The following is a 6746-nucleotide window of genomic DNA, read 5'->3' on the forward strand; positions in this document are numbered from 1 at the left end:
CGTCGATCCGACCGCGGCACGGCGTTTCACCATCCGGTCAGTAGGCTGCACCGTTTGTGGCAACCGAACCAGTGCGCGCTCTCCTGGCCGAACGCGGAACGCACGCCCGCAAGCTGCGGCGCGTGCTCGACCTGCTCGCCGGTGACTGGCACACGTTGGCCGAGTTGGTCCGGCTCCCGGCGGTGCCCCGGCGCACCGTGCAGGAGCTGCTGACCGCCGTCGGCGACGACCTGGAGACCAGTGGCGACCGGTACCGGCTGGCGCCGGCCAAGGCCGCCGACTACGCCGCGTTCGGGGCCGGTGACGACCTCGTGGACCCGGTCGACGCGCTGGTGTCGCGGCACACCGAACACCTGCGGTCCATCCTCGCCGACATCGCCGACGTGCCGCCGCCGCTGGCCGCGCTGGACCACGTGCAGGCGACGGCGGAGACGGCGTTGAAGCGCGCGCTGTGGCTGAACACGACGTACGACCTGGCCGGGCGGACGCTGCTGTGCCTCGGCGACCACGACCTGACGTCGCTGGCGGTGTGCGCGGTGAACCCGTCCGTCGAGGTCGTCGTGGTCGACGTGGACGACCGGTTGCTGGAGTTCATCTCGACGCGCGCGGAGGAGCGCGGCTGGACCGTGCGGACGGTGCACGCCGACTTCCGGTTCGGCCTGCCGCCCGCCGTGGTCGAGTCCGCGGACCTCGTGTTCAGCGACCCGCCGTACACGCCGGAGGGCATGGCGCTGTTCGCCGGGCGGGCCGTCGAGTGCCTGTCCGACGTGGCCCGCGGCCGGGTGCTGCTGGCGTACGGGTTCAGCGACCGGACCCCCGCCCTGGGGCTGAAGGTGCAGCAGGAGTTGCAGCGGCTCGGGTTGGTGTTCGAGGCGATCCTGCCCGCGTTCCACCGGTTCGACGGCGCGCAGGCCATCGGCAGCGCCGCCGACCTGTACGTGTGCCGGCCCACGTCCCGCCGCGCGACGTCGACGCCCAAGACGTCCATCTACACGCACGGCCCGCAGTCCGTGGAGGCGACCGGGCCGAGTGCCACGGCGCTGGCGGCGCTGGTCGACCTCGCGCCGCGGCCCGAGTCCTCGCCACCGCCCAAGCCGCGCGCGCCGGGCTGGGCCGACCCGATCGGCAAGGGCGCGGCGTCGTTGGCGGTGGACCTGACCGGCGACCCGGGGCCTTGGCTGCTGCGGACGCTGCTGGCGTGCTCACCGGGCCGGATGGCGGCGCTCGTGCCGAACAACCACCCGGACGTGGCCTCCGCGGCGGGACAGCACGGGCTGAAGTCGTTGGTGGACACCAGGTTCGCGCTGAGGTTCCTGCGCTCCACCCCGGACGGCAAGCACTGCGTGGTCGTGGCCGACCAGGTGTTGGCGGGCACGCTGGACGTCGGCGGGCTGGCCGTGCGGGAGGTGCTGATGCGGGCACACGGCAAGCTGGGGAACGTGTGGCGCGAGGCGCTGGTCACCGCGACGCACGGCGCGATGACCAAGCGGGAGGCGCGGGAGCGCATCGGGGAGCACCTCGACCCCGAGCACACCGACCTGGAGCTCCGGCTGATCGACCTGCCGCGGCACCGGATCGCCGCCCTGCTGCCGCTGATCCGCGCGTCGGCCGGGTAGCCGGACCTGGCCCGACTTGGCCCGACTGGCCCGACCTGGCCGGACCGGCGGACTTGGCCGGAATTCCGGCGAAGTCCGGCGTCGCGGCGCCGTTCGGCGGTAACTTCCCGTCGAACCAGGAGGCACGCGCATGAACCAACCCCACGGCGGCTGGACGCCCAACCCGGGCGCGCCGGGGCCGCGGCAGCACCCCGGTCAGCAGCCGCACGCGCCCCAGCCCCACCCGGGTCAGCCTCTCCCGGCCCAACCCGGGCAGTTCGGCCACCCCGGCCAGCCGCCGCACCCCGGCCAGACCCCCTACCCGGGCCAGCCGTACTACCCAGGCCAGCCGTACCCAGGCCAGTCCCCGTACCCGGGCCAACCGCGCCGACCCAACAACGCGCTGCCCGTGCTGGCCGCGCTGTTGTTCCTGCCGAACGTGGTCCTCCTGTACGTCGCCTCGCTGCCCGCCGTGTCCGACGGGAGGGTGCCGACGCCGCACCTCGGGCTCACCCTCCTCGGCATCCCGTTCACCGAGGAGATCACCGGGAACGTCGACTTCGCCATCTCGCTGACGTTGAGCGTGGCCACGACGGTGCTCGTCCTCGCCGTGGTGCTCGCGTGCCGAGTGCCGGGCGTGCGGTGGGGCCTGGTCGGGATCGCGGTCCTGGCGGCGGCGCACAACGTCTACGTGGTCGCCGAGGTGGCGGCGAACCTGCCGGCCGAGTTCGTGGCGCTGCCGGCGATCGCCCTGGTGCTGTGGGTGGTCTCGGGCCTGGTCGCCGCCCTGCCGCCGGTGGGCCGCGCGATGCGGGGCGCGAAGCCGCCGCACCACCTGCCCGGACCGCCGTCCCACGTCCCCCCGCCCGCGCACGGCCAGTGGGGCTGAGTCACAGGAAGTCCCCGCGGTTCACGACGGCCTTGGACCGCGGCCGTGCCGCGCGGGGCGGCCGGGTGGCGGCCAGCACGACGTGGGCGAGACCCACCAGTGCCGCGCCGCCGACCACCCAGTTCCGCGTCCCCGACACCGAGCCGGAGAGCACGGGCGCGAACGTGCCGGACGGGTCGACCACCAGCGCCACCCGCTCACCGACTTCGGCGACGTAGTCGGCCGAGCCCGAGAACGACACCGGACGGCCCGCGCAGTCGAACTCGTGGTGCAGCGTCGGAGCGCTGGTGCGGTGGGACTCCTGCCGGCGCTCGACCAGCTCGCAGTCCACCCGGTCGCCGACCACGGTCATCAGCAGTGAGCCGGCGCCGAACAACGACGCCATCGCCAGCCCGATGCCGACCACGACGCTCACCGCCGTGAACGGCCCGTTCGGCTGCCGCGCCCTGGTCCCGAACACCAGCAGGACGAGTCCGACGAGCCCGGCGACGATGCCGAGCACACCCCACGCGCCCGTCGCGCTGAAGAGCACGCCGACGCTGAGCAAGGCCACAACGCCAACCACCATGGCCGCCGTCTTCACAGGAACTCCTGACTCACCTTGGGGCCGGGCAACCGGGGAGCGGGCCGCGGCGGCGGCAACAACGCCACCACGAGCACGAACAGCAGTCCTGCCAACACCACGCCGACAAAGGCCAGGTTCCGCCCCGACGACACGTCACCCACCAGCGCCGGGTCGACGACCCCAAGACGATCCACCACCAGGAGGACGCCGTCCCCCTGGTCGGCGACGTACCCGGAACGACCGGTGTACTGCACCGCCCGCCCGCCGCACTCGAACGTGTGGTGGTAGTAGTCCGACCCCGAACGGGTCGAGGACTCGTGCCGCTCCACCACGACGCAGTCCGCGCGCTCGCCGAAGACCGTCAGCCAGGCGGAGTGCGTGAACCCCTGGCTCACCATCGCGAACGCGATACCGCCCACCAGCGCCACCCCGATCAGGTAGCTCCGCGGCCGCAGCATCCCCGTCGCCCAGGTGAACCCGACCAGACCGCCGAAGATCGGCACCAGCCCGAACGCGCCCCACCCGGCGCTGACGGACAAGAACACCCCCGTGCTCAGCAGGCCGAGCAGGGACAGCACCATGACCGGCACCCACACCGCCTTGCGACGCGGCTTCGTGCCCCGCTCACCACTCACGCGTCCCCCGCTCACTCGTGGCGCCGTCACAGGAAATCCTGGCCACCCGCCACCGATGCCTCCCGCGCCGACCGCGTCGACGACCTGGTCGCCGCGAACCAGGTGTACAGCAGCCCGAACGCGAGCGCCGCCGGCAACGCCCACAGGCCGGTGGTCGTGAGGTCCGACGGACGCAAGGCGTTCAACAAACCCGTCCGGTCGAACACCAGCGACGTCCGCTCGCCGACGTCACCGATGTGCTCGGAAGCCGTCTGGTACGGCCGGTACTCGATCCGGCGGTCGCCGCACTGCACGGTGTGCAGCGTGTAGGACGCCGACCTGGTCCCCTTGACGACCCTCTCGTCCAGCACCACGCAATCGGTGCGCGTCTCCCCGAACGCCGAGAGCCACAGCGGAGGACCCTGCACGACCGCCGAGATGAGCACCGCGGTCAGCACGGCGATGGTGGCGAAGAACGACAGCACACTCCGCCACAGCCACATCGCCCCGGCCAGCAGACCGGCCATGCCCAGGGCGAACAGCGCCATGCCCAACCAGCTCACCCGCTCGGCCGCGAACAGGAACCCGCCGGCGAGCACGAACACCAGGCCGGCGACGCACGACGTCACGGCGAGCTTCTTCGTCACTCGTCCAGGTATCCCGTCTGGCGCTTGAAGGTCGGCTGCCGCTCCTCGGGCACGCCTTCCAGCTCCAACTCGTCCTGCTTGGACGTCTCGCGCAGGACGTCGGCGCCGAACTTGGTCTGGAACCCGCCGCCCATCACGTCCGGCACGGAGTGCGGCGACACGTGGCCGTTGCGCTCCAACGGCTTGTACGGCGTGTACGCGTCACCGACCTTCTCCATCAGCGGGGTGCCGCCGACCTTGTCCTCGTAGACCTTCTTCCAGGTGTCGCCGGCGTTCTTGTAGCCGTCGCCGAACTCCCGGCCCGCGTCCCGGAGCTTGGTGCCCGCGTCGCCCAACGTCGGGCGCGCGTTGCCCCAGTCCTCCATGCGCTTGCCCGCGTTCTCCAGCCCTTCGAACTTCACCCCGCCCGGTGTCCCGGACGCGCGCGTCGCGGCCCCGCCGCCCTTGCCGAAGCGGGCCAGGCCCTTCAACGCGTCCCCCAGCGCGCCGAACAGCCCCTTCAACCGCCCCATGATCCGCGTGACGACCCGCATCAGCTTGGCGATCTGCTGGGTGATCTTGCCGAGCACGACCGCGCCCCGGCCCACTGCCCACGCGGCGAACGCGGCGATCGAGCTGCCGAAGCTCACCACCGACGACGCCAGCGCGATGGCCGCGTTGCGGATGACCTCCCAGACGAACATGGCGATCAGGTCGCGGATCATGCCGCGGATGGCCGCCGTGATCGTCCCGGCGGTGGCGATCTGCTCGGCCACCGTCACGCACGTCCGGCTCATGACCAGCGTTTCCTGCACGAGCCGGCCCTGGCTCTGCCGGAACCGCTCCGCCGCCTGCTCCTCCCAGCCGCTGACCTGGCCGGAGACCGCGTCGTGCTGCGCCTGGGCGACCTGGTCCAGCGCCGTGGCCGTCTCGTTCCAGACCTTCACCGCGGCCTTGATCCGGTCACCGTTGCCGGCCAGCCAGTCCAGCGGCTCGCGCAGGAAGCTGACGTGCTCGATGAGCCAGCCGATGCCCGCCGTGGCCAGCGACCCGAGCGGGTCCATCACCATGCCCAGCACGTCCAGGCCCAACGCGGCCGCGTTCATGCCGATCTCGGCGTAGTCGCCCTGTTCCGCGCGGGTGCAGGAGTCGGCGAGCTGGAAGAACGACTCGACGGCCCCGCCGCCGGCGTAGTTGTCCGGGTTGTTCCACTTGTCGTTGAACCCGGTCCACTCCACCATCACCGGCCTCCCCGGAAGCGCTGGTCGTTCTCGTCCTCGACGTTCTCGTAGTCCACGGCGGTGGCGGTGGTGTCGCCCGCCGCCTCCCCGTACGCCGTGGCCAGCGCGCGGATGCCTTCCACGGTCTCGGCCGCGAACTGCTGGGCTCCGTCGGCGAAGAACTGGAGCAGGACGCCGAACGTCTCGCCGCCCAGGTCCACCCCGCCGGCCTTGTCGGCGGCCGCCTCGATCTCGCCCTTCCGACCCTCCTGGTCGCCCGCGAACCTCCGCAGCTGGTCCGCCTGGACCTTGAACCCGCTCACCGCAGCACCGTCCCGAAGCCGTCGTCGTCATCGGTGTCGTCACGTCGGTGCGACGACGGCCGCCGGGGCGGCACGGGCGGCTGCGGTGCGGGTGCGTCCCACGCGACCTGCCGCAGGACGCTGCCCTCCTCGGCCGGCGGGGGCGGCGGGGTGGGCGGCTCCTCCTCCTGCGGGATGAAGCTGGTCAGGAAGTCCATCGCCTGCGTGCCGCCGAACTGCGGCTCGACGATCGAGGCCACCTGCCGCGCCGCCTGCGCCTGGGCCCGCCGCACGGCCGCCATCACCGCCTGGCCGAGCTGGACGTGCGAGAAGTCGGCCGCGCGCGGCGAGAACTCGATGTGCTGCAACGCGCCGTTCGGCGCCACCGTGACGGTCACCGCGCCGTCGGGCGAGCGGACCGTGGCCGACGCGCCGTTGATCTGCGCCTGCATGTCCTCGGACCGCCGGGCCAGGTCCTGCGCCCTGGCCTCCAGGTCCGCGATCATCCGCTCCGGGTTCACCGCCTGTGCCCCCCTCGTTCCGTTTCGCGACGGTTCGGGAGTATCGCGGATCGGCCCACGCCTTGTCCGGCCATCCCCGGAATCGGCCCGCACGGCACGTCAGCGGGCGGGCTGCGCCGCCAGCCCTTCCAAGCGGCCGAGGATGCGGGTGAGCGCGCGCAGGAGCCGCGTGATCTGGCCGGTGACGCGTTCCAGCACCGTCCCGGCCCGGCCCACGGCCCACCCGGTGAACGCGGCGAGCGACGCGCCACCGCTCGCCTCCGCCGTGGCCAGCGCGACGGCGGCGTTGCGGGCGACGTCCCACGCGAACATGGCGATCAGGTCGCGGATCATGCCGCGGACGGCGGCCGTGATGGTGCCCGCGGTGGACAGCTGCTCGGCCACGGCGGCGCACCGCCGGCTCGCGGCACGGGC

The 6746-nt window shown here is 72.8% G+C and carries 8 protein-coding genes and 1 pseudogene; 2 read left to right on the forward strand and 7 right to left on the reverse strand.

Annotated features, from left to right (window positions below; translation table 11 throughout):
• The first annotated feature begins 71 nt into the window (after window positions 1-71).
• Entirely contained in the window at window positions 72-1616 is a 1545-nt protein-coding gene (locus ACFQ3T_RS14990) for a bis-aminopropyl spermidine synthase family protein (protein ID WP_380723863.1), read from the forward strand.
• A gap of 130 nt (window positions 1617-1746) precedes the next feature.
• Entirely contained in the window at window positions 1747-2484 is a 738-nt protein-coding gene (locus tag ACFQ3T_RS14995; protein WP_380723864.1) for a hypothetical protein, read from the forward strand.
• A gap of 1 nt (window position 2485) precedes the next feature.
• Here ACFQ3T_RS14995 and ACFQ3T_RS15000 read toward each other — a convergent pair whose 3' ends face one another.
• The 7 genes and pseudogenes from ACFQ3T_RS15000 to ACFQ3T_RS15030 all read right to left on the reverse strand — a co-directional run.
• On the reverse strand, window positions 2486-3037 hold the full coding sequence (locus ACFQ3T_RS15000) for a hypothetical protein (RefSeq protein ID WP_380723865.1): 552 nt from the start codon (window positions 3035-3037) through the stop codon (window positions 2486-2488).
• 26 nt (window positions 3038-3063) lie between these two features.
• On the reverse strand, window positions 3064-3684 hold the full coding sequence (locus ACFQ3T_RS15005; RefSeq protein WP_380723866.1) for a hypothetical protein: 621 nt from the start codon (window positions 3682-3684) through the stop codon (window positions 3064-3066).
• A 26-nt stretch (window positions 3685-3710) separates the two neighbouring features.
• Window positions 3711-4310, reverse strand: coding sequence for a hypothetical protein (locus ACFQ3T_RS15010; RefSeq protein WP_380723867.1), 600 nt, complete (start codon window positions 4308-4310; stop codon window positions 3711-3713).
• A complete protein-coding gene (locus ACFQ3T_RS15015; protein WP_380723868.1) occupies window positions 4307-5530 on the reverse strand; it encodes a WXG100-like domain-containing protein in 1224 nt (407 codons plus the stop codon). The genes ACFQ3T_RS15010 and ACFQ3T_RS15015 overlap by 4 nt, the downstream gene beginning before the upstream one ends.
• Window positions 5530-5832, reverse strand: coding sequence for a type VII secretion target (locus ACFQ3T_RS15020; protein ID WP_380723869.1), 303 nt, complete (start codon window positions 5830-5832; stop codon window positions 5530-5532). The genes ACFQ3T_RS15015 and ACFQ3T_RS15020 overlap by 1 nt, the downstream gene beginning before the upstream one ends.
• Complete coding sequence (locus ACFQ3T_RS15025; RefSeq protein WP_380723870.1) at window positions 5829-6317, reverse strand: YbaB/EbfC family nucleoid-associated protein; 489 nt, start codon at window positions 6315-6317, stop codon at window positions 5829-5831. The genes ACFQ3T_RS15020 and ACFQ3T_RS15025 overlap by 4 nt, the downstream gene beginning before the upstream one ends.
• A gap of 114 nt (window positions 6318-6431) precedes the next feature.
• Window positions 6432-6746 (reverse strand): annotated as a pseudogene (locus tag ACFQ3T_RS15030) (hypothetical protein); the annotation flags it as partial.

The sequence above is a fragment of the Saccharothrix hoggarensis genome (genome assembly GCF_042678885.1).
GTDB classification, from domain to species: Bacteria; Actinomycetota; Actinomycetes; order Mycobacteriales; family Pseudonocardiaceae; genus Actinosynnema; species Actinosynnema hoggarensis.